Genomic DNA, 20,951 nt, shown 5'->3' with positions numbered 1-20,951 from the left:
GCACGTCGCGCGGTGCCGGCGGACCGAAATTTGCACCATCGCCAGCGTTACGTTCGCAAACGCCGGGTCATCCCGGAACGAACGGCCTTATCGAGACGGAAGTGTCCCGGGATCCAAGCCGGCGATCCCGTTTCGGGACGATGAGACATATTCGTGAACGACCTGAGTGTCATGGCAGGGATATCGACCAGCGATCACCGGATGGACGTATCAGATCCGTCGGTCAGGGCGCTGCGCGCGCTGGTGGCGCTTTCGGCAGGCCTCGATCCCACCATCGAAACCGTAGTTTGCCTTCCCTGTTTCCGTCGTCCGGATTACCTGCGCCGCACGCTGGAATCGCTTGCCGGTCAGCGCACTGGCCGTCGCTTCGCCGTTGTCCTGGTCGAGAACGATGTGTCGAAGAGCGAAAGCGTACCGGTGGCGGCCGAGTACCTCGCGTTGGGAAAATTATCAGGTCTTTGCGTGATCGAGCCGCGACAAGGCAATTGCCATGCGATCAATGCCGCCTTCGAGACAGCGCTGCAGATGTTTCCACTGGCGACCAGCTTTCTGATGATCGACGACGACGAAATCGCCTCGCCGGACTGGCTGGAGCTGATGCTCACCACTGCGGAAGCGACCGGCGCCGAGATCGTCGGCGGACCGGTATTCCCTGAGTTCGATGATGAACGGAAGCACGGACTTCGGCGTCACCCGGCTTTTGCGCCGGCCTACGACGCCTCGGGACCGGTGCCGGTGATCTATGGCTGCGGCAACTGCCTGATCCGGCGCTCGGTGTTCGACCGGCTGGGTACGCCCGCGTTTGATCTCCGTTTCAATTTCCTCGGCGGCGGGGACACTGATTTCTTCTATCGCTGCATGCGGCTCGGCATGCGATTTCACTGGGTGGCCGAAGCCACGATCAGCGAGACCGTGCCGCAAAGCCGGACCAGCCTGAAATGGCTGGTGACGCGGGGCCTGCGGATTGGCGCCATCAATTATCACATCCAGCGCAAGGCTACGCCGACGGTCTGGCTGCAGGCGAAGCTGACCATCAAACTGCTGGCGGCCTTGCCGTTGTCGCTCGTCTATGCCGCGTACGCCATTCTGACCGAACGCAAGGGTTCCATTGCCATGCACCCGATAACGGTGGCGATCGGCAGCGCGCTGGCCGCGTTCGGCCTCGAACCGCAGCCCTACAAGGCGTCGAAGATCGCCTCATGAGACAGCTCGTCGACGCATCCGAGATCCGCATTGTGGCTGCCGGCGTCAAGCAGCAGCAGGTGATGGATATCGTGCGCGGCGCGACGTTCGTCGGAACACTGCTGCTGGGGTGGATATCGCTGCATCCGTTTGAAAGCCTCGGCGATCTGCAGATCGGCAACGTCGGCACCGGCAATGAGCTTGCGACTTACGCGTTATTCGGCGCGCTGAGCGTGCTGACGGTCGCGCTGGCGATGCGAAACGATGGGCGCGGATTGGCGACGTTGTTGTCGCCGGCATTTGTCCTGTTCGGCGCCTGGGTGCTGGTGACAGTGGTGCTGTCGTTCGATCCAGGCACGTCGATCAGGCGTCTTTCGCTGACGGTCTGCGTCGTCGCGCTGACGGCGGCGCTGATGCTGCTGCCGAAGTCGCAGCAGGAATTGATGCATTGGTTCACCATTGCGGCGTTCGCACTGCTCGCGGTCTGCTATCTCGGAATATTGCTCGCCCCTGATCTTTCGATCCACCTGGCGAGCGATCCGCAGGAGCCGGGCCTTGCCGGCAACTGGCGCGGCGCGTTCGGCCACAAGAACCAGGCCGCAGCCATCATGGTGATGGTGCTGTTTCTCGGCGTCTACATCATCCGCTCCGGCCTCTGGCTATCCGGCGCGGCCATCATCGCGCTCGCCTCGCTGTTTCTGTTGTACTCGGCCGGAAAGAGCTCGCTGACGCTGTGCTTTGCGGTGCTGCTGCTGACGTCGGTCACCTCCTTCATCCGCTCGTTCTGGCTTCGTGCGATCATCCTGCTCACGCCGCTGCTGTTGCTGAATCTTTTGAGCATCGGCACCGTGATGCTCGAGAGCCTCGCTGGAATTTCAAAATTGCTGCCGTTCGACTCAACATTTACCGGCCGCACCGACATCTGGGCATTTGCGCTGCAGTCGCTGCATGCGAGAATGCTCACCGGCTACGGCTTTGCGTCCTTCTGGGGTTCCAGCGCCATTCAAAATCTCCCTGAAGGCAGGGAGTGGGCCGGCTTCGCCGCGCACAGCCACAATGGCTATCTCGACACCGCGCTGGGCATGGGCGTGCCCGGGCTGGCGCTACTCATCCTGGTGCTGGTGATCCTGCCCTTGCGGAATTTTCAGCGCGCCGACGAGGGCGGCAACAATGGTCCGCTGGCCATGGTGCTGCTGCGGATCTGGCTGTTCGGGCTCTATCTATCGGCGATGGAAAGCTTCTTCCTCGACCGTTCCGATCCGCTGTGGTTCACGTTCCTGATGGCGGTGTTCGGGCTGCACTATCTCGCGCGGTTTCGGGCGCAGGCATAGAGAGCTGCGCCCGCACAGCGTCAGCCACATCTTTCCACCAGCCGTCGAAATCGAACGGCAGCGGTATCGGCGGGCGCTTGACCACCGCGGCGATCCGGTAGGCAAACGCCTCGTTGTCCGAACCGCGCGCGACCAGCACGATGGCGCCGCGGTCGATCAATTCCTTGAAGCGCGGGTGGTGGTCGAATTCATCTGGCCGCGTAGGGCCGGCGACGATCAGCGGACGGCCTGATTGCACGCAGGTGAGAATACTGGAGCGCCGCGCGGTGAGCCCCTCGTCGAGCGGATAGCAGAAGACGTCGATCTCGCTGAACAGGCCGAACACCTCGTGATCGGACGCGACGAAGCCGGAGACGATCACGTCGTCGGCGACGTCGAGTTCTCTCGCGCGGGCATGAAACTCCTCCTCGACCTTGTCGACGCCGCGAATGAAAGAGCCGACATAGACGATCAGCGGTTTCAGGCCGCGTTGCTTCAGGATGGCGCCGATCTCGAGCAGCGCGTTGGGCTGCTTGCCCGGATAGATCGATCCGAAATGACCGATCAGGAGCCGCCCGTCGCCCTTCGCGGCGGTCAGGCGATGCCGCAATTTCGAATCCTCGATTCCCGCTGGTGCCTCGATGTTCGGCGGCAGCGGTGCCAGCATGCTTTTCTTTGTCGTCCAGCCGAGCAAGGGATCGTCTGCCAGTTCCTGCCGCACCAGCGGCGAGAACATGACGATGACATCAGCAAGGACCAGCGCGGGCATATAGGTGATGCGGCGCAGCCAATGCAGCCCGCGCCACTCATGCTGAATCAGGATGACCTTGCGCCGGCGCAGCCGGGCAATCGCCATCGCCACCAGCGGCGCGAACATCACGCGCTTCCAGGCCACGATCGGAAAATTGCAGACCACGCTTTGCGCCGAACCGACTGCACGCCAGATCTCGGCGAATGCGCCTTCCTTGCGCGTCAGGGTTAACGTCGCGCTGATTCCCGGCTCGAGCTTTTCGATCGTCTCCTGCAGCAGCCGGGTAAACTGGCCGACGCCGCAATGCATCTGCGGTCCCGCGCCGAGAAACAGCGCCCGATATCGGGTTTCTCCAGTCATCGTGCGGCGGCGGGGGTTCCAGGAATGGTCAGGCGTTAGCCATACAGCGCAGACATTAGCTTCAGGTAAGCGGGCGCGTCTGCCCGGCACCGTTCTTGCCAATCCGACCATGAAAATCGTCCGGCCGTCTCATAACGGCACATCGGGCGGCTACGGCAATGGCGGCAGGCGGCGATTTCGGGACAACCGGAATAGGCGGCCACTGAGGCAACGGAAGTCAGCAGGAGCGGCGGCGATGACGGGCAAGATCTTCAGCACATGGGATGACACGCATTCCGAGCTTTGGAGCCATCAGCCGATCCGGCTCCAGCACGAGATGCACAAATCCCCGGCGTTCTCGATGGACGAACTCGCGCAGCTGATCGAGAGCTATCCGCGCGAGCACTACAGCCTGGTGAAGACCGGCGCCAAGGGCTCCAGCCGCGTCTGGCGCGAGGGCGATATCGGAAACCTCTCGGGACGGCAGGTCATCGAAGCCATTTCCCGCGGCGGGCTCTGGCTTAACATGCGCGACGTCGGCGCGGTCGACAGCCGCTTCCGCAAGCTGATCGACCGGATGTTCGAGGAGATCGTTGCCAAGGTTCCGGGCTTTGTGATGCCGAACCACCAGGCTGGCATTCTCGTCTCGTCACCGGACGCGCAGGTCTACTATCATGCCGACCTGCCGGGGCAGGGCCTGATCCAGATCGCCGGCCGCAAGCGGGTGTACGTCTATCCAAACACCGCGCCGTTCATCAAGCCGCAACACCTCGAGGACATCGCGCTGTTCGATGTCGAGGTCGATCTGCCCTACGCGCCCTGGTACGACGGGCATGCGCAGGTGTTCGACCTCGAACCCGGCCAGATGCTGAACTGGCCGCTGAACGCGCCGCACCGCGTCGAGAATCTCGGCACCGTCAACGTCTCGATGACGGTCTCCTATGGCAATGACGATATTCGCCGCGCCCAGATCGTCCACCTCGCCAACGGCCTGCTGCGTCATCGCTTCGGCTATACGCCGAAGACCAGCAATCTGCGCGGCCCGTCTTTCTTTGCCAAGAAGGTGCTGCAGAAGCTCGTGCGCGACAGCAAGTGGGTCAAGCGCGAGCGCAAGGCTCGACGTGCGATCGACTTCCGTCTCGATGCGAACGAACCCGGCAAGATCGTCGATCTGCCGAAGGCGGCATAATCGCAGCGCCGATGACGGTATTGACCACCAGTGCGGGACAACCGGCGGCGCGCGCAATAAGCCGCGCGGCGCAATTCCGCGTCGAGCTGGTGCGCGACTGGCAACAGGCCATCGCGCGTTGGCACGACATCAACCCGTCGACGCCGTTCCAGCATCCGCAATGGTATGACGCCTGGTACCGCGCCTTCGCCGGCGCCGAGGGCGTGGCGCCGCTGATCGCTGTTGTCACGGATGCGTCGACCGGCGAGCCGGCGGTGCTGCTGCCGCTGATCCGCTGCCAGCAAGGCAGAATCGCAACGATCGAATTCGCCGATCTCAATCTGACCGACTACAACGCGCCGATTCTCGGGCCCACGGCGCCGCGCGATGCCAAGGCCGCGCGTGTGTTGTGGCGAAGCCTGTTGTCGGCGCTGCGCCGGATGCCGGATGCGGCCGATCTCGTCCGCCTTCGCAAGGTGCCAGTCGATCTCGACGGCAAACCCAATCCGCTCGCCTTGCTTGGCGACGGCGGCGCCTGCGCGCTCAACGGCAATCTCGTCACGACAGGCGAGGATTACGACGCCTGGCGGTACACGCTGCAAAAAGTCGTGCGCACGGAGCTGCAACGAAGCTGGCGCGTCTTCACACGCGATCCTGCCGCATCCTTTGCGATCGTCACCGATAGCAATGAAGCATTGCGGATTCTCGCGACCACCGAAGTTCAGCAGAGCACACGAATGCAGAGCCTCGGGCGGAACTACATTCTCAATGACGAAACCTGCGCAGCGTTCTACCGCAACCTGGTGCGCGATGGCGTCGGCAATGGCTATGCGGTGGTCTCAGTACTCAGGGTCGGCGACGAGATCGTGGCGACGCTGCTCGGCATCAGGACTGGCGCACGCTACGTGATGCTCCGCATCAGCAATGCCGGCGAAAAATGGTCGAACTGTTCGCCGGGCCGGTTGATCATCGAGCGCACCATGGCGGCCCTGCACAAAGACGGCGTGCGCGAGTTCGATTTCTCCGTCGGCAATTACGCCTACAAGCGCCGCTTCGGCGTAAGGCGGCTGCCGCTGATCAACGTCAGCACCGCTTTGAGCTGGCGCGGATGGCCCTTTGCCTTGCGCGATCGCGCCGTGGGCGCGCTGCGAAACCATCCGCAGCTCGATGCGAGGCTGAGACGCGCGTTCGGTAAGCCGTTGTCATACGAAGAGAAATGACACGCCGGGGCTGGAGTTCCACAGCGGTGCAAATCTGTCACACATGCCGGGATTGTGGGGATGTTCTCTCTGTGTTCGCGAGAGTTCATGATCGCCTGCACGTCAGAGGCGTATGCTGCGCTGCGGGTCGGGGACACTGGTAAATGCTTTCTTGGGCGTTTTCTTGGGGAGAGCCGACATGCCAGCCTACATCCATCATCACGACGAGTTCGAGCCGGGCTTCGTTATTTGTCCGAGCTGTGTGGGGCTCGAAATGTATGTGCGCGACGTCGAACCGCATTGGAGCATGGCGAAGATCGATTTCACCTATGAGTGCGCCGATTGCGGGACCGAGGTTCGCCAGACCATCGTGAAGCCGGAATTGCGGCATTAGCTTGGGGAATCCGTAGGGGGGCATGGGCGCATCGCGCCGTGCCCACCTTCCTTGGCAATCGACGGGGATGGTGGGCACGCGCTTTGCGCCCACCCTACACGCTAGCTTCAAACCCGCCGCACCACGGCCGGCCGGCCAGGATCGCACTCCAGCGCGTCGCGATCCCACTTTGCTGATATTGCCGCGGCCTCATAGGTGCTTTGCAGGAAATCGAGCAGCGCCTTGTCGGGATCGGCAGCCGTGCGCACGGCATCGTACGGCAGGATGAACTCGCCGAGTGCTTCGCTGAAGAAGGCCGCCTCTGGCCGCAGCTTCGCCGAGCGGAAGCCTTTTGGCTCGGGATAGGCATAGGAATAGAACGCGGCATAATCGATCGCGCCGCTGCCTGGCCAAAATCCGGCGCTGCTGACTTCGTGTGAATAGGCTTCATGTGCGACCGCATCGGGCAGGTTCGGCACGCCGCCGGGATGGCGCGGGGCGCGGCGGCCCGAGAAGCGCGTCACCGCGAGATCGAAACTGCCCCAGAAGAAATGCACCGGACTGGCCTTGCCGAGGAAGCCGGTTCGGAATTGCTTGAAGACGCGGTCGCAGTTGACGAGAATTTGCAGGAAGTACCCGACAGCATCGGGATCGTAGGAAGCGTGCTTGGTGTCCTCTGAAAAGCGCACCGGCTCCGGCAATTCGTTCGGCATCTCATCGATGACAACGGCAATGCCGAATTCGGCAAGCGCTGCCATCGTGGCGGCGTAGAAGCTGGCGACCGAATGTCCTGCCAGCGCAAATTGCTCCAGCGAGCCGTCGCTGGTCGAGAAGCGCAGCGTGTGGTCAATGAAATCGAAATCGATCTGGAACGTTCGCGGGCCGTCGGGGACCGGCGACGTCGTCAATCCACGCGGCGTGACGTAGAGCGTCACATGCCAGGAATGATTGAGCCAGGGCGATTTGGTCAGCCGGATCTTGCCGACGATCTGGGTCCAGAGGTGCAGCGTCGCACAGGTGTCACGCCACGCCGCGGTCGGCAACTCCGGCCACGGGACTTGCGAATCGTTACTCATGCCACAACCCTGCGCGTGTCTGCCGTGAAGGCAGAAGGCGTATCACGAATTCACGCGGCCTCTAATAGCGTTTTCGAGCGAAGTGGGAACCGGTTCGCGTGAAGAAAACGCGTCAAAAAAAGAATCTAGAGCTTCGGTTCTGATTCAATCAGAACCGAAGCTCTAAAAGCCGCGGCTCACGATTTCGTGCACTCCCGGCAGCGCCGCTGTCCGCGCGAGGCGCTGTACAGGCTTCTGCACCACCAGCGCCTTGCCATGGCCTGCAGCGGCCGGCGCGCCAGTTGAGCGAGAAAGAGAATTTCGACCATCGTTCTTTCCGTCGTCCCCTGAGGGACGAGATAGGGCGGCATTCCCGAATGAGAATGCCGCCCGTATCGCATCAGCCATGCAGTTTGCTCGCGGTCTCGGCGATCACGCGTCCTTGATAGCGCGCGCCGGCGAGTTCGTTTTCGCTCGGCTGGCGGCTGCCGTCGCCGCCGGTGATCGTGGTGGCGCCGTAAGGCGCGCCGCCGGTGACTTCGTCGAGCTTCATCTGGCCGGCAAAGCCGTAGTTCAGGCCGACCACCGTCATGCCGAAGTGCAGCAAATTGGTGATGATCGAGAACAGCGTGGTTTCCTGCCCGCCATGCTGGGTCGCCGTTGACGTAAAGGCGCCGCCGACCTTTCCGTGCAGTGCGCCCTTGGCCCAGAGACCGCCGGCCTGATCGAGGAAGTTCGCCATCTGCGACGCCATCCGGCCGAAACGCGTGCCGGTGCCGATGACGATCGCGTCGTAATTGACGAGGTCCTCGATCTTGGCGATCGGCGCGGCCTGGTCGAGCTTGTAATGCGAGGCCTTGGCAACGGCTTCGGGTACCAGCTCCGGTACACGCTTGATATCGACAGTGGCGCCGGCCTTGCGAGCGCCTTCGGCGACGGCATTCGCCATCGCCTCGATGTGACCGTAGGCGGAATAATAGAGCACGAGAACTTTGGCCATGATGGCTTTTCCTTTGAGTTTGCAAGAGGTGTTGTTGGTTATTGCCGGGCTTGGCCCGGCAATCCCTCGCCTTGAGTCTTGCGAAGAGGGATGGATGCCCGGGTCAAGCCCGGGCATGACGAGTGGAGTTACGCCGCGTCGACCAGCACCAGTTCGGAATCTTCCAGCGCGGTAATCGTCAGCTTCGCCTCGTCGCTGATCGCGGCGCCATCGCGGGCGTTGACGCGCACGCCGTTGACTTCGACGCTGCCGGCCGCCGGCACCAGATAGAGATGCCGCGCCTTCTCCGCGGAATATTCCGCGCTCTCGCCGGCCTTCAGCGTTGTGGCGAGCACCCGCGCATCGGCGCGGATCGGCAGCGCGTCCTTGTCGCCCTCAATGCCGCTGGCGATGGTGACGAGCTTGCCGGAGCGATCCGACTTCGGAAACGGTTTCGCGCCCCAGGTCGGCTGGCCGCCGGTCGTCGTTGGCTCGATCCAGATCTGGAAGATCTTGGTCTTCGAAGGCTCCAGATTGTACTCGGAGTGACGAATGCCGCTGCCGGCGCTCATCACCTGCACGTCGCCGGCTTCAGTGCGGCCCTTGTTGCCGAGCGAGTCCTGATGCGTGATCGCGCCTTCGCGAACATAGGTGATGATTTCCATGTTGGCGTGCGGATGGGCAGGAAAGCCGGTGTTCGGCGCAATCTCGTCATCGTTCCACACCCGCAAGGACCCATGGCCCATATTGTCGGGATCATAGTGGCTGCCGAACGAGAAGTGATGTTTTGCTTTCAGCCAGCCGTGATCGGCGCTGCCGAGCTTTGCAAAAGGTCTAAGTTCGATCATGGGATATTCCTTCGTTGAAAGTTCTTTGAATTAGGAAGCCGGGCGGCATGCGCCCGGCCTCGCTGGGTTTGAATTACGCGCCGAAGCCGCCGTCGACGTTGAGCACGGTGCCGGTCACGAAGGAGGCTTCGGGACTCGCGAGGAAAACGACGCCGGCGGCGATCTCTTCCGGCTTGCCGAAGCGTTGCAGCGCGTGCTGCTTGCGCTGCAGGTCGGCAAAATCGCGGTCGTCGTCCGGGTTCAAGTCGGTGTCGATCGAGCCTGGCTGCAGCACGTTGACGGTGATGCCGCGCGGTCCGAGGTCGCGCGCCGCGCCCTTGGTGTAGCCAACGACGGCCGCCTTGGTGGCGGCGTAGTCGGCGAGGCCGGGGAACGAGGCGCGGGTAGCGATATCGGAGCCGATCGTCACGATGCGGCCGCCTTCGCCCATCAGCTTTGCCGCCGCGCGGATCGCAGTAATGACGCCGTCGACATTCACCGCGCTCTGCCGGGCCAATGCCGCGGTATCCGCATTGGGATCATCGACCGCGCCGCCGACGGCAACGCCGGCATTGTTGACGAGGATGTCGAGGCGGCCGAAATCCTTGGCGACGTTTTTCACGAGTTGATCGACGTCGACGGAGGAGGCCTGGTCGGCCTTGTAGGCGCGGGCATTGACGCCCTTGGCCTTCAGCTCCGTTACGACAGCCTCGGCCTTGTCGGGAGAGGCGACATAGCTGATGGCGACGTTGGCACCTTGTTCCGCGAGGGCGCGGGCGCTGGCCGCGCCGATGCCGCGCGAACCGCCGGTGACGAGGGCTACCTTGCCTGAGAGCTTCTTGGTCATTGGATTTCTCCATTGCTTGAATTCCCGATGTCCCTTGGATATGCCGCCGACCGTGGTATAGAAATAGAAACTATTGAAACTCATTGTTTCCAAAAATGAGCCTTGGGGGCGATCCGAATGTCGAAGCTTCCGGATTTCGAGGCGCTCGCGATCTTCGCAAAAGTCGTGGAATTGCGGTCGTTTGCATCGGCCGCGAGCGAGCTCGCGCTGTCCAAGGCCACCGTGTCCAAGGCGGTCAGCCGTCTGGAGCAGCGGCTCGGCGCGCGGCTGTTCAACCGCACTTCGCGGCGGCTGGCGCTGACCGATGCCGGGCAGAGGCTGGCCGAGCGCGCGGCGCGCCTCCTGGCCGATGGCGAGGACGCCGAGAACGAGGCCTTGTCGCAATCGATGGCGCCGCGCGGGCTGGTGCGGCTCGCGGTGCCGATGACGTTCGGCGTCAAGGCGATAGCGCCGATCCTGCCGGAATTTCTCGCCGCTTACCCGGAAGTCTCGATCGACCTTCACTTGAGCGATGCAACCGTCGACCTGATCGGCGAGGGCTTCGATGCCGGTCTGCGCATCGCGCGCCTGCCGGATTCTTCGCTGATCGCGCGGCGGCTCTGCGCCATGCCGCGCTACACCGTGGCCGCGCCATCTTATTTAGAGCGCCACGGCAGGCCGACGCATCCGATGCACCTCGCCCAGCACAGATGCTTCGGCTACGCCTATCTCTCGACTGCAAATGTCTGGCATTACACCAACGCCTCAGGCGAGCAGGCCAGCGTGCGCCCGGCAGGCCAGCTCCGCGTCAACAATGGCGAGGCACTGTTGCCGTCCGTCATCGCCGGCCTCGGCATCGCCGATCTTCCCGACTTCATCATCGGCGACGCCATCGCGTCCGGCGAAGTCGAGGTGATCCTGAAAGGCTGGCACCAGCCCGAAGGCGCGGTGCATCTGGTGACGCCACCCGGCGGCCCGCGACCCGCGCGGGTGGAGGTGCTGGCGGATTTTCTCGCGAAGCATTTTGCGAAGGCGAAGAAGCGGAGGAACGGCTAGGCGTTGATCTTCATCCTCCCCCTCCAGGGGAGGGTGAGACGACGCGCACTATCGCCAGATGCCTTGTATCGGCTAGGCTGCCCCCAATAACGAAAATAGATCGGGAGGCCCTCACCAATGAACCGCCGCGAACTTCTCAAGGCCGCAGCCGCGCTGCCGCTGGCGCAGACCGCGCTCTCCAGAGCCGCGTCAGCCCAAGCCCCATACCCTTCCCGCAACATCACCATGATCGTGCCGTTCCCGCCGGGCGGCCAGGCTGATCTCGCGGCGCGGCCGGTGGCGCAGGCGCTGGAGCGGATCCTCGGCAAGCCCGTCATCGTCGACAACCGCGCCGGTGGCGGCGGCGGATCGGTCGGCAACGCGGCGGCGGCACGCGCCGAGGCCGACGGGCATACGCTATTGATGACGCTGTCTTCGCTTGCCGTGCTGCCCGAGGCCGACCGGCTGTTCGACCGGCCGGTGGCGTATGAAGTCTCGCAATTCGCGCCGATCGCGCGCGTGCTCGCCGATCCGACGCTGCTCGCGGTACCGGCCTCGGCGCCGTGGAAGACGCTGCAGGAGTTCGTCGACGACGCCAAAAAGCGTCCGGGACAAATTCCCTACGGCTCGTCCGGGCCCTACGGCACGCTGCATGTGGCGATGGAGATGTTTGCAGCGAGCGCCGGCATCAAGCTGCTGCACGTGCCGTTCCGCGGCGCCGGTCCGGCGCTGACCGCGCTCTTGAGCGGCACCATTCAAGCGGTGGCGTCAGCGCCGGGCACGCTGAAGCAGCAGGTCGATGACGGCAAGATGCGCGTGCTCGCCAATTGGGGCGCCGAGCGCATCAAGAGTTTTCCCGACCTGCCAACCTTCGAGGAACTCGGTTACAAGGATGTCGAGTTCTACATCTGGGCCGGACTGTTCGCGCAAAGCGCGCTGCCGGCGCCGATCATGACCCGGCTGCGCGAAGCGATGGCGGAAGCGGTGAAGGCGCCCGAGGTGGTGAAGACATATGAAACCGCCGGTAGCCCGGTGGCCTATCTCGACGCGCCGGAGTTTGCAAAATTCGTCGCGGAAGACAGCGCGCGGCTGGTCGCAGCCGTGAAGAAAATCGGCAAGGTGGAGTAGGGAACCCGCTTCACATTTTTTTGTTCGCACCAACGTCGCGTGGCCGCATTCATCCAGCAGGCTTGATGCATCACTGCGCGGAACTTCTGCGCTTAACTGAAAACACAAAGAAAGGACCCGTGCATGCGAACGCAGCGGATTGTCCTCGGCCTTGCCATAGCGATCGGCGGCATCGCACCAGCATTCTCGCAGGAATATCGCGGAACCTGGGAACAGCAGATGGCCTGCACGCCCGATGTGTGGCGGCTCTGCGGCGACCAGATTCCGGATGTCAGCCGGATCGTGGCTTGCTTGCGGCAGAACACGCCGCAGCTCTCCAGCAATTGCCGCGCGGTGTTCGAATCGAGCGCCCAGCAGCAGGTCAATCGTGCGCCAGGGCAGCGTGTGCCGCAGCAGGTGCCGCGCGGCCGCGCGCCGCAGCAAATGCAGCGAGAAGCGTTGCCCCCGCCGAGGCCGTACTTCGACGAATACGATTAAAGCGTTTTCAAGCGAAGTGGAGACCGGGTCGCGTCAAGAAAACGCGTCAGACTCTAGACCGCCGACGCGGCCTCGACTGGCCTGGTCTCGCAGACGTCGACCCATTCGGCCGCCGTCAGTTCCGCCATGCGCTCGGGGGTAATTTTCACCGCGCTGTGGGTTGAGCCCGCGGCCGGCACCACGATGTCGAACGCCTTCAGCGAAACATCGCAATAGATCGGCAGCGGCGTTTTCAATCCGAACGGACAGACGCCGCCGACCTCATGCCCGGTGATCTCGGCGACCTCGTCGAGGCCGAGCATCTTCGGCTTTCCACCGAACAGCGCCTTCACTTTCTTGTTGTCCATCCGCGACGTGCCTGCCGCCACGATCAGCACCACGCGCTCGCCGATCCTTAAGGACAGCGTCTTCGCAATGCGCGCCGGCTCGACGCCGTAAGCTTCCGCCGCCAGCGCAACGGTCGCCGAACTCATTTGGGATTCGATCACGGAGATATCGGGCGCCTTTTCTGCGAAGAAGGCGCGGACGGACTCAAGGCTCATTTCAGGACCTTTGGACAGACACCAGGGCGGGGAGTTCGGCGAGACCGTGGATACGATGATCCGGCGTCACGCCAAGCTCATCCATCTGGGTACGCAGCGCTTTGAACATCGTCAATGGCGGCAGTGTCTCGCTTTCGAGGCAGGCGAGCGCCATCGCTTCCGGCGTCACCCGCTCGATCCAGGCGACGTTGAGCCCGAACGCCTTGGCGCCGCAGGCGTCCCAGGGATTGGCCGAGATAAACAGCACCTCGGCAGGCGGCACCTGCAGCACTTCCTCGATCAGCATGTAGGCTTCGGGGCTGGGCTTGAAAATCTTTTTGGCGTCGACGCTGATGACTGCATCGAGCAGTTGGTCGAGCCCGCTGCTCTGCACCAGCGCGTTGAGCATATCGGGGCTGCCGTTGGACAGGATCGCGAGCTTGCGATCCTTCATCGCCGATAGCGCCGCTAGCGCATCCGGATAGAGATCGAGATGCAGATATTTGTCGATGATGCGCGCGAAAGTCTCGTCGTCATATTCGAGCCCGAGGCTCGCAAGCGTGTAGGCCAGCGAGTCGCGTGTCACGTCGGAGAAATCCTGGTAGCGCCGCATCAGCGAGCGCAGCCAGGTATATTCGAGCTGCTTGATGCGCCAGACCTGGGTGATGATCTCGCCATAGCCGGGAAACGCGTCCTCGGTGACGTCGGCCACCGACTGAACGTCGTAAAGCGTGCCATAGGCGTCGAAGACAATGGCTTTGATGGTCACGGTTGCTTCTCTTTTTCGCCGATGGTCACATGCAGGAATTTCCGTACGGCGTCGACCGATCGATCCCGCGCCTCCTCGTTGAATTCAAGGTGATGGCCCAGGAGCTTTTGGGGCGTGCGGAAATGCGGCACGTCGAAATCATGATAGGCGCCGGGATAGACAACCAGCTCGATCGGAATCCCCTGGCCCTTTTCGCGCGAGATACCCCAGTCGTCACGGCCTTCGGCGAGGTTGCGGCACTCGTTCGCCGGCGACCAGTCGTCGAGCTCGCCGACCAGAATCAGGGTCGGCACCGTCATGTTGCCTTTGAGGCCGAGGCAAGGCGGATAGAAGCCGATCGCCGCGCGGAATTTTTCTTTCGAACTGCGTTCGATCGCGCCGTGCTCGACAGCATGCAACGCCAGCATTGCGCCTTGTGAAAATCCCACCACGGCCACGCGGTCCGGGTCGACCGATGACTGTCCGACGATGAAATTCAGCGCGCGGTAGGCATCATACAGGGTCGGTGGCGGCGGTCCCGTACAGGCGCTCGTGATGCCGCGTGTTCCGAAGGAGTCCACAGTCAGCGTGACATAGCCCCACGCCGCAAGCAGCTTGCCCCAGCGCTCGTCGAGTCCCCGCCAGCCGCCGCCGCAGCCGTGCAACAGCACGACCGCAGGCGAAGGGCCGGGGCCATCGGGCAATCGCAGGTAACCCTGCAACGCTTGCGGACCGCCCACCAGCGGGCTTTGGAATTCGACAAGGCGCGGCGGCCTGTCGGCCGCCAGCGCAGAGTTCACGCCCGCGCCCCAGATCAGGAGCGCGGCGAGCAGGGCGGCAATTCTGGCGAAGTTCGTCATCGATCACCTCGCAAGTGTGCCGCCGATGATACTCCTTTAGATCCCCAAAATCTTCCTTGCGTTGGCCTTCATCACCTTCGGCCGGATCTCCTCGCGGATCTCGAGTTTTGCAAAATCCGCCAGCCAGCGGTCCGGCGTGATCACCGGCCAGTCCGAGCCGAACAGCATCTTGTCCTGCAAAATCGAATTGATGTAGCGCACCAGGATCGGCGGGAAATATTTCGGCGACCAGCCGGAGAGATCGATATAGACGTTCGGCTTGTGGGTCGCGACCGACAGCGCCTCTTCCTGCCAGGGGAAGGAGGGATGCGCGAGGATGATCTTCAGATCGGGAAAATCCGCCGCGACGTCGTCCATGTACATCGGGTTGGAATATTTCAGCCGCATCCCCATGCCGCCGGGCATGCCTGAGCCGACGCCGGTCTGGCCGGTGTGAAACAGCGCGATCGCGCCGCCATCGTTGATCGCTTCATAGAGCGGATAGGCCATGCGGTCGTTGGCGTAAAAGCCCTGCATGGTCGGATGGAATTTGAAGCCGCGGACGCCGTATTCCTCGATCAGCTTGCGCGCTTCCCGCACGCCGAGCTTGCCCTTGTGCGGATCGATCGACACGAAGGGGATGAGGACGTCGAGATGGTCGGAGGCCACCTCCAGCATCTCGTAATTGTTGTAGCGGCGGAATCCGGTCTCGCGCTCGGCATCAACAGGGAAGATCACGGCCGCTATATTCTTCGAGCGGTAATAGGCCGCAGTCTCCGGCACGGTCGGCGGATGCTTGTGCGGCGATTTGAAGTACTCGGCCATGCGCTCCTGGAAGTCGTCATAGCCGTCGTCGCCATGCAGCCCGCACGGTTCTTCCGCATGGGTATGGATGTCGATCGCGACGACCTTTTCGATATCGGGCAGCTTGAGCTTGGGCATATGGGGTTTCCCGCCGGCTTGATTTTTGGGTCTGGAAAATTGATTATACTATATAACGAATTCCGCAAGACGGCAGAAAATAAACAGCGGAAAACAGAAAGTAAGGGAGTGTGGCATGGCGCAGGCCGAGGCCTTCGAGACCGATTTCTGGAAAGACGCCAATCTGCGCAAGGTCTGGGACGACATCGTTCCCGGCGAGCCGCGCAAGACCATCCCCTATACGCTGACCAAGGAGGCGATCGAGCTGTACTGCAAATCGGTCGGCGAAACCCATCCGATCTATTTCGACGAGGCCTACGCCAGGACCACCCGCTATGGCGGGCTGATCGCGCCGCCCTCGATCCACATCCTCTTGATGTTTTCCTGCACCCCGGCGGACGACTGGATGCGCTCGCCCGGAACCGTCAATGCCGGCCAGTCCTGGAGCTACAACATTCCGGCGCGCCCCAACGATGTCATCACCCTGCAGGCCCGCGCGCTCGACAAGTTCATCAAGCGCGAAAGGCGGTTCGTGGTGCACGACAATGTCTTCTTCAATCAGAAGGGTGACGTAATCTGCTCCGGCCGTGGCTGGACGATTCGGCCGATGTGAGAGGGAGCGATCAATGACCGCTACATTCGACAATCTCTCCGCCGGCGACGTCATCGACGGCCCGAAATTCGCGGTCTCGCGCGAGTCCATCCGTCTGTTCTGCGATGCCTCGCTCGACTACAACCCGCTGCATCTCGACGACGACTACATGAAGGGCAATTTCGGCAAGACCAATTTCGGCGGCATCATCATGCACGGCATGAACAATTTCGGCCTGATCTCGCGCATGATCACGGATTGGGCCTGCCCCGCCGGCGCGGTCCACCGGCGGCTGGAGACGCGGTGGGTCAAGCCGGTCCGGCCCGGCGATACCATCCAGCCCTCTGGAATCATCAAGGCCAAGCAGACGACCGAAAAATCCCGCTGGGTGTTGATCGACGTGGTGGTGAAGAACCAGGCGGGTGAAAAGGTCGCGACCGGTGAAGCCTTGGTCGAATTCCCGCGCGACCTGTTTTGTCAGTGATTCCGGGGAGTTCTTCCGGAAGCCGGGCTGTCCGACGTTAGGTCCGGAACGGTAAATGGACCCGAAAGCGGCCCCATTCGGAATTGACATCCGGTGCCGCCTTCCTTAGAACCCGCCCCATCCCGGGCGGATGGCCGCTTTTCGGGGTAAATCCCATTTTGCCACTTTCGGGTAGCTCAGGTTCGGGCCTCCAGCACGGCCTTTCAAAGCATCAGGATTGTCCCATGAAGGTCCGTAACTCCTTGAAATCGCTGCGTGGTCGCCACCGCAACAACCGTCTGGTCCGCCGCAAGGGCCGGGTGTACGTGATCAACAAGGTGCAGCGCCGCTTCAAGGCTCGCCAAGGCTAAGCCTGGAACGCAAGGCTAAGCCCGGGACGCCGAGGCGCTTTTTTCTTCGTTTCACATGTCTTTGATATGACGTGCCGCTTTGCGGCGCGATTTTGCGCGTCTAGACTTGCGCCATGGCTTTGAGATTCCCAGGCGCCCGTAACTGCCGGATCGTGATAACAGCCGCTGTCATGACAGCCGTGCCGGCGGCCGCTTTTGCCCAGAACAACACCCAGGTCGTTCCCCCGCCGAAAGCCCAGAAGAAATTGCCGGAAGCGCCGAGCAAGCTTCCCAAGGTCGGCGCCGATCGCACCCGCGGGCTGGATTTCCTGTTCGGCGCGCTGAAGGCCGCCCCGGATGAGGCCAGCGCCAAGCACGTCGAGGCGCGGATCTGGGCGCTGTGGATGCAGACCCCGAGCGACACGGCTGCGCTGTTGATGCTGCGCGCCAAGGCCGCGATGGATGCGCAGAAAATCGACGTCGCGCTGAAGCTGCTCGACTCCGTCGTCAAGCTCCGTCCGGATTATACCGAGGCGTGGAACCGGCGCGCGACGCTGTACTACCTGAAGAACGATTACACCCGTTCGCTGGATGACATCCGGCAGGTGCTGATCCGCGAGCCCCGACATTTCGGTGCGCTGGCAGGCCTCGGCATGATCATGCAGGAAATCGGCGACGAAAGGCGCGCACTGGAAGCTTTCCGCAAGGCGCTGGCCGTCAATCCGCATCTCGAGAAGGTGCCGGAACTGGTCAAGACGCTGACCGAAAAGGTCGAAGGCCGCGATATCTGATGTTTCGCGGTTAACCCTGATTCCCGACGAATTATCTCAGGTAGGAACGTAGCTCCGCCGAAGCGTTGTTGTCGGCTGACTGCGTACAGGAGCGAGCCATGAAATCATTGCTGCTGGCAGGCGCGATGATAGTCGCGGCCAAAACCTGCGCTTTGGCACAAGGCGGCTATTGGGTGGTTGGCGACCACGCCACCGGCAAATGCGAGATTGTGACGAGCAATCCCGTGATCAACGCCCAGGTCGGCGGGAATATCTGGTTCGGAACCGGACCCTACCAGTCGCGCAGCGACGCCAAGCTGGCCCGTTCGACCATCCCCCAATGTCCGGCGGTGCAAGAACCGCCCGCGAACACGCAGGACGACGAGAATAAATCCGACTAGCCATATTCGAGCCGTTCGCGTCAGGAAACGCGGCGGCCCAAAGCTCTAGTGTACGGCGTTGCTGCCGCGGGCGAGACCATCGAGACCGACTGCCGCGTAGATTTGCGCCAATTCCGTCTCAAGCTGCTCATTGACCCGCAACAGCGCCTTGAGTGCGCCGCGGATATCGCCATTGCAACTCGCTACGATCTGATCGATGGCGGCTTCGCTTGCGTCGGAAATCATGGCATTCCTCCGGTTTACGCTGGAACAATTTGTAGTGAGCGGCCCTGTTCCTGTGGATGTTGGGTAAGGCGCCCGGCTACCCCCCAATCAGGCACGCGCACACATGGCGAAAGTGGCAACGGCACTGTACAAACCTGCCGATGACGTCAGTATGACCCCGCTATCCACAGGATCGTCGCTCTGTGGACAACGTCCGAAACCTGCGCCGGCCCGAGCCGTAGCTCGCAGGTGCAAAAGATCAGTCGGAAATTTCAGATGGTAGTCGTGATTGCAGTGACGGCGCTGCTGATGCTGGCGCTGGTCACGCAAATCGGCGTCTTTCTCGCGCAGCGGGCCCATCCGCCGCAGGGCAGGATGATCGAGGTGACCGGCGGGGCCCTCCATATCCTCGATATCGGTCCGCGGGATGCGGCCGGCCCGCCGGTCGTGATGTTGCATGGCGCGAGTTCCAACCTCGAAGTGATGCGGCAGCCGGTCGGGGAACTGCTGGCCAGGAAGCACCGCGTGCTCCTGATCGATCGTCCCGGGCATGGCTGGAGCACTCGCGCCAGGCTTGAGGACTCCACGCCCGAAATTCAGGCCCGCATGATCAGTGAGGCGCTGGCCAGGCTCGGCGTCGGCGAGGCGATCCTTGTGGTGCATTCCTGGGCCGGCGCGCTGGGGGCGCGGATCGCGCTGGATTACCCGCAAACCGTCGCCGGCCTTCTGATGCTGGCGCCGGTGGCCTATCCGTGGCCTGGCGGCGTCGGGCGCTACAACAGGCTGATCGCCACGCCGGTGATCGGCCCGCTATTCGCCTACACCATCACGCTGCCGCTCGGCCTCCTGCTAGCGGAGCCGGGCGCGCGGGGCGTGTTCCTGCCGCAGACCATGCCGGATGGCTTTGTCCGCAATACCGCCACGCCGCTGTTGCTGCGCCCGCGCGAATTCATCGCCAATGCGCGCGATCTGGTGACGCTGAAGGCGGCGGTGGCCGAGCAGGCGCCGCGCTACGGCGAGATCAAGGCACCCGTCACCATCATCACCGGCGATGCCGACAAGACGGTGTCGACCGACCGACATTCACGGCCGTTCGCGGCGGCTGCGCCGAACGTGAAACTGATGGTGCTGCCGGATGTCGGCCACATGGTCCAGCAAGCGGTTCCCGATCTCGTCATTGCCGAGGTCGAGGCGATGATCTCGGCGGCGGCGCCGAGTGCGACAGCCGCGGCCCATTGAGCCGTTCGAGAATCCGATTATTGCGCGATCAGGGACGCTGAGACCGTGCGTGCCTGACGGCCCCGGGTGGGCTACGATCAGTGCGCGCGGGATTCCGCTGCTCGTCCCGCGGGATGAAGCTTTAGAAATTGCGATATCGGGCAGCCGACCTTCGAGGGAGAGCCCCATGTACGCCGCCATTCGTCAGGGCAAGGCCAAGGCCGGCAAGGCCGAAGAACTGACACGCCGGATCAAGGAGGGCGCGATCCCCGTCATCAGTGGGGTCGAGGGATTCATGGGCTACTACGTGGTCTATGCGCCCGACGACACGGTGATCGCGATCAGCCTGTTCAACAATTTTGCAGCCGCCGAGGAATCCAACAAGCGCGCGCTGGCATGGATCGAGCACGACCTGGCGCCGCTCTTGACTGGGCCGGCGACCGCCATGGCCGGACCCGTGATCGTGCACACGCTGGCTTGAAAGGGCTGGCGCGGGCCGCAAGGGCATAGTGCATCCACTCGTCATGCCCGGCCTTGTGCCGGGCATCCACGTCTCTGCTTCAGCAGGCAAGAAAGACGTGCATGGCCGGGACAAGCCCGGCCATGACGGAAAGTACATCGAACGCGTCTCCGGACGACGCCGTGCATCGCCGGGAGAACCGTGAGGCCCAGCCCTTACTTGGTCTTGCCGTCCTTGTCGTACTGCGCGATGTAGGCCCAGAGATCGCCGGCCTCTTTCTCGTTCTTGATGCCGGCGAAGATCATCTTGGTGCCGGGTATCTTTGCCTTGGGGTCCTTGATGTATTCGAGGAAGACATCCTTGTTCCAGGTGATGCCGGAATTCTTGTTGGCGTCCGAATAGGAGTAGCCCTCGATGGTGCCGGACTTGCGGCCATCGAGCCCGTTCAGCACCGGTCCGACCTTGTTCTTGGCGCCGTCGCCGATGGCGTGGCAGGCCAGGCATTTGTTGAACGAGGTCTTGCCGGCGGCAGCGTCCTGCGCCAGCGCGCCCGACGCCGTGGCCAGTGAGGTAACGACAACCAGCGCGCTCAAAGTCGATGTTTTCATGTGGTGCTCTTCGTTTCTTCCCAGGAGGCGGATTTCTTGTGGCAGGCCCGCTTGGATTGGACAAGCCACGAAACCTTGACAGGTTTCACCATTGCCGACTTGTCCCAGAGAGAACTGACGTTTGACGCGCCGCAATGCAACCTTCGGATAACCTACCCAAACCTTGGTAGACGTGCTTGATTTGCCATCATAAATCGTTGGTTCGCG

The 20,951-nt window shown here is 62.6% G+C and carries 26 protein-coding genes; 15 read left to right on the top strand and 11 right to left on the bottom strand.

From position 1 onward, the window contains the following. Positions 1-171 precede the first annotated feature (171 nt). A complete protein-coding gene (locus ACH79_RS03745) occupies positions 172-1,203 on the top strand; it encodes a glycosyltransferase family 2 protein (RefSeq protein WP_161856194.1) in 1,032 nt (343 codons plus the stop codon). Next, positions 1,200-2,513 (top strand): O-antigen ligase, encoded by a 1,314-nt coding sequence (locus ACH79_RS03740; RefSeq protein ID WP_161849820.1) that lies wholly within the window; start codon positions 1,200-1,202, stop codon positions 2,511-2,513. The genes ACH79_RS03745 and ACH79_RS03740 overlap by 4 nt, the downstream gene beginning before the upstream one ends. On the opposite strand, the gene ACH79_RS03735 is transcribed toward ACH79_RS03740, so the two are convergent. Then, complete coding sequence (locus ACH79_RS03735) at positions 2,452-3,603, bottom strand: glycosyltransferase family 4 protein (RefSeq protein ID WP_161849819.1); 1,152 nt, start codon at positions 3,601-3,603, stop codon at positions 2,452-2,454. The two genes, ACH79_RS03740 and ACH79_RS03735, sit on opposite strands and share 62 nt — an antisense overlap. 235 nt (positions 3,604-3,838) lie before the next feature. Here ACH79_RS03735 and ACH79_RS03730 point away from each other — a divergent pair, with 235 nt between their 5' ends. From ACH79_RS03730 to ACH79_RS03720, 3 genes are all read left to right on the top strand, one after another. Further along, on the top strand, positions 3,839-4,771 hold the full coding sequence (locus tag ACH79_RS03730) for a cupin-like domain-containing protein (RefSeq protein ID WP_161849818.1): 933 nt from the start codon (positions 3,839-3,841) through the stop codon (positions 4,769-4,771). A gap of 11 nt (positions 4,772-4,782) precedes the next feature. After that, entirely contained in the window at positions 4,783-5,970 is a 1,188-nt protein-coding gene (locus tag ACH79_RS03725; RefSeq protein ID WP_161849817.1) for a GNAT family N-acetyltransferase, read from the top strand. Positions 5,971-6,148: 178 nt separating this feature from the next. Further along, positions 6,149-6,343 carry a hypothetical protein gene (locus ACH79_RS03720; RefSeq protein WP_161849816.1) on the top strand — a complete coding sequence of 65 codons (195 nt, stop codon included), beginning with the start codon at positions 6,149-6,151 and terminating at the stop codon, positions 6,341-6,343. 107 nt (positions 6,344-6,450) lie between these two features. Here ACH79_RS03720 and ACH79_RS03715 read toward each other — a convergent pair whose 3' ends face one another. From ACH79_RS03715 to ACH79_RS03700, 4 genes are all read right to left on the bottom strand, one after another. After that, entirely contained in the window at positions 6,451-7,398 is a 948-nt protein-coding gene (locus ACH79_RS03715; RefSeq protein ID WP_161849815.1) for a DUF5996 family protein, read from the bottom strand. Positions 7,399-7,777: 379 nt separating this feature from the next. Further along, positions 7,778-8,377, bottom strand: a complete 600-nt coding sequence (gene wrbA / locus ACH79_RS03710) for an NAD(P)H:quinone oxidoreductase (protein WP_161849814.1) — start codon at positions 8,375-8,377, stop codon at positions 7,778-7,780. Between the two features lie 128 nt (positions 8,378-8,505). Then, on the bottom strand, positions 8,506-9,204 hold the full coding sequence (locus ACH79_RS03705) for a pirin family protein (protein WP_161849813.1): 699 nt from the start codon (positions 9,202-9,204) through the stop codon (positions 8,506-8,508). 73 nt (positions 9,205-9,277) lie between these two features. After that, entirely contained in the window at positions 9,278-10,030 is a 753-nt protein-coding gene (locus ACH79_RS03700) for an SDR family NAD(P)-dependent oxidoreductase (protein ID WP_161849812.1), read from the bottom strand. Between the two features lie 117 nt (positions 10,031-10,147). On the opposite strand from ACH79_RS03700, the gene ACH79_RS03695 reads away from it, so the two are divergent. From ACH79_RS03695 to ACH79_RS03685, 3 genes are all read left to right on the top strand, one after another. Then, on the top strand, positions 10,148-11,065 hold the full coding sequence (locus ACH79_RS03695; RefSeq protein ID WP_161849811.1) for a LysR family transcriptional regulator: 918 nt from the start codon (positions 10,148-10,150) through the stop codon (positions 11,063-11,065). A 117-nt stretch (positions 11,066-11,182) separates the two neighbouring features. Beyond that, a complete protein-coding gene (locus ACH79_RS03690; protein WP_161849810.1) occupies positions 11,183-12,172 on the top strand; it encodes a tripartite tricarboxylate transporter substrate binding protein in 990 nt (329 codons plus the stop codon). A gap of 123 nt (positions 12,173-12,295) precedes the next feature. Beyond that, positions 12,296-12,649, top strand: a complete 354-nt coding sequence (locus ACH79_RS03685) for a hypothetical protein (protein ID WP_161849809.1) — start codon at positions 12,296-12,298, stop codon at positions 12,647-12,649. Between the two features lie 53 nt (positions 12,650-12,702). On the opposite strand, the gene ACH79_RS03680 is transcribed toward ACH79_RS03685, so the two are convergent. From ACH79_RS03680 to ACH79_RS03665, 4 genes are read right to left on the bottom strand one after another with little or no spacing between them, the layout of a single operon-like run. Then, positions 12,703-13,191, bottom strand: coding sequence for a YbaK/EbsC family protein (locus ACH79_RS03680; RefSeq protein WP_161849808.1), 489 nt, complete (start codon positions 13,189-13,191; stop codon positions 12,703-12,705). 1 nt (position 13,192) lies between these two features. Further along, positions 13,193-13,939 (bottom strand): haloacid dehalogenase type II, encoded by a 747-nt coding sequence (locus tag ACH79_RS03675; RefSeq protein WP_161849807.1) that lies wholly within the window; start codon positions 13,937-13,939, stop codon positions 13,193-13,195. Further along, positions 13,936-14,778 (bottom strand): dienelactone hydrolase family protein, encoded by an 843-nt coding sequence (locus ACH79_RS03670; protein WP_161849806.1) that lies wholly within the window; start codon positions 14,776-14,778, stop codon positions 13,936-13,938. The genes ACH79_RS03675 and ACH79_RS03670 overlap by 4 nt, the downstream gene beginning before the upstream one ends. A gap of 36 nt (positions 14,779-14,814) precedes the next feature. Next, a complete protein-coding gene (locus ACH79_RS03665) occupies positions 14,815-15,699 on the bottom strand; it encodes an amidohydrolase family protein (RefSeq protein WP_057838072.1) in 885 nt (294 codons plus the stop codon). Between the two features lie 115 nt (positions 15,700-15,814). Between ACH79_RS03665 and ACH79_RS03660 the strand changes: the two genes are divergently transcribed. The 5 genes from ACH79_RS03660 to ACH79_RS03640 all read left to right on the top strand — a co-directional run bounded on the left by ACH79_RS03660 (position 15,815) and on the right by ACH79_RS03640 (position 18,254). After that, positions 15,815-16,291, top strand: coding sequence for a MaoC family dehydratase N-terminal domain-containing protein (locus ACH79_RS03660; RefSeq protein ID WP_161849805.1), 477 nt, complete (start codon positions 15,815-15,817; stop codon positions 16,289-16,291). A gap of 13 nt (positions 16,292-16,304) precedes the next feature. Beyond that, complete coding sequence (locus tag ACH79_RS03655; RefSeq protein WP_161849804.1) at positions 16,305-16,754, top strand: MaoC family dehydratase; 450 nt, start codon at positions 16,305-16,307, stop codon at positions 16,752-16,754. Between the two features lie 224 nt (positions 16,755-16,978). Further along, a complete protein-coding gene (ykgO, locus tag ACH79_RS03650) occupies positions 16,979-17,104 on the top strand; it encodes a type B 50S ribosomal protein L36 (RefSeq protein ID WP_002718645.1) in 126 nt (41 codons plus the stop codon). Positions 17,105-17,274: 170 nt separating this feature from the next. Next, entirely contained in the window at positions 17,275-17,874 is a 600-nt protein-coding gene (locus ACH79_RS03645; protein WP_246738411.1) for a tetratricopeptide repeat protein, read from the top strand. 98 nt (positions 17,875-17,972) lie between these two features. After that, positions 17,973-18,254, top strand: a complete 282-nt coding sequence (locus ACH79_RS03640; RefSeq protein ID WP_161849802.1) for a hypothetical protein — start codon at positions 17,973-17,975, stop codon at positions 18,252-18,254. A gap of 45 nt (positions 18,255-18,299) precedes the next feature. On the opposite strand, the gene ACH79_RS03635 is transcribed toward ACH79_RS03640, so the two are convergent. Then, positions 18,300-18,479: a hypothetical protein gene (locus ACH79_RS03635; RefSeq protein WP_028351545.1), complete on the bottom strand. Its 180-nt coding sequence runs from the start codon at positions 18,477-18,479 to the stop codon at positions 18,300-18,302. 255 nt (positions 18,480-18,734) lie between these two features. Between ACH79_RS03635 and ACH79_RS03630 the strand changes: the two genes are divergently transcribed. Further along, positions 18,735-19,697 carry an alpha/beta fold hydrolase gene (locus ACH79_RS03630; protein WP_161849801.1) on the top strand — a complete coding sequence of 321 codons (963 nt, stop codon included), beginning with the start codon at positions 18,735-18,737 and terminating at the stop codon, positions 19,695-19,697. A 166-nt stretch (positions 19,698-19,863) separates the two neighbouring features. Beyond that, a complete protein-coding gene (locus ACH79_RS03625; protein ID WP_065753517.1) occupies positions 19,864-20,157 on the top strand; it encodes an antibiotic biosynthesis monooxygenase in 294 nt (97 codons plus the stop codon). A gap of 194 nt (positions 20,158-20,351) precedes the next feature. Here the strand turns inward: ACH79_RS03625 and cycA are convergent, their stop codons facing one another. Then, the gene (gene cycA, locus ACH79_RS03620) at positions 20,352-20,744 is read right to left on the bottom strand and encodes a cytochrome c-550 CycA (RefSeq protein ID WP_161849800.1); all 393 of its coding nucleotides are present in this window, start codon (positions 20,742-20,744) and stop codon (positions 20,352-20,354) included. Positions 20,745-20,951: the final 207 nt, after the last annotated feature.

The organism is Bradyrhizobium sp. CCBAU 051011 (genome assembly GCF_009930815.1).
GTDB lineage: Bacteria > Pseudomonadota > Alphaproteobacteria > Rhizobiales > Xanthobacteraceae > Bradyrhizobium.
This window is presented reverse-complemented; position numbering and strand designations above follow the sequence as displayed.